We start from the raw sequence: 1,083 nt of genomic DNA on the forward strand, positions 1-1,083 counted from the left end.
GAGACCGAGCTGACGCCGGAGGAGCGGCTGCTGCGCGCGATCTTCGGTGAGAAGGCGCGCGAGGTGCGTGACACCTCGCTGAAGGTGCCGCACGGCGAGTCCGGCAAGGTCATCGGGGTGCGCGTGTTCTCCCGCGAGGAGGGCGACGAGCTGCCCCCGGGCGTCAACGAGCTGGTCCGCGTGTATGTGGCGCAGAAGCGTAAGATCACCGATGGTGACAAGCTGGCCGGCCGGCACGGCAACAAGGGCGTCATCTCCAAGATCCTTCCGGTCGAGGACATGCCGTTCCTGGAGGACGGCACCCCGGTCGACATCATCCTCAACCCGCTGGGCGTGCCCGGCCGGATGAACGTCGGTCAGGTGCTGGAGACCCACCTGGGGTGGATCGCCGCCCGCGGCTGGGACATCTCCGGCATCCAGGAGGCCTGGGCCGAGCGGCTGCGCGACAAGGGCTTCGAGAGGGTCGAGCCGCGCACCAACATGGCCACCCCGGTCTTCGACGGCGCGCACGAGGAAGAGATCGTCGGCCTGCTGTCCAACACCGTCGCCAACCGCGACGGCGACCGGATGGTCCAGGCCAGCGGTAAGGCACGGCTGTTCGACGGCCGTTCCGGCGAGCCGTTCCCGTACCCGATCTCGGTCGGCTACATCTACATCCTCAAGCTGCTGCACCTGGTCGACGACAAGATCCACGCTCGCTCGACCGGCCCGTACTCGATGATCACCCAGCAGCCGCTGGGTGGTAAGGCGCAGTTCGGCGGCCAGCGCTTCGGCGAGATGGAGGTGTGGGCCCTGGAGGCCTACGGCGCCGCCTACGCCCTGCAGGAGCTGCTGACCATCAAGTCCGACGACGTGCTGGGCCGCGTCAAGGTGTACGAGGCCATCGTCAAGGGCGAGAACATCCCAGAGCCGGGCATCCCGGAGTCGTTCAAGGTCCTGATCAAGGAAATGCAGTCGCTGTGCCTGAACGTGGAGGTGCTGTCCAGCGACGGCATGTCCATCGAGATGCGCGACACCGACGAGGACGTCTTCCGCGCGGCAGAGGAACTCGGCATCGACCTGTCACGCCGCCCCAACGAGGGC

At 67.3% G+C, this 1,083-nt stretch carries 1 protein-coding gene; it reads left to right on the plus strand.

Annotation, left to right across the window (positions count from 1 at the left end):
- Positions 1–1,083, plus strand: a 1,083-nt coding sequence (locus tag KIK09_RS57190; protein WP_443678900.1) for a DNA-directed RNA polymerase subunit beta, incomplete at both ends; no start/stop codon positions are given.

This window comes from Nonomuraea sediminis, assembly GCF_018531495.1.
GTDB classification, from domain to species: domain Bacteria; phylum Actinomycetota; class Actinomycetes; order Streptosporangiales; family Streptosporangiaceae; genus Nonomuraea; species Nonomuraea sediminis.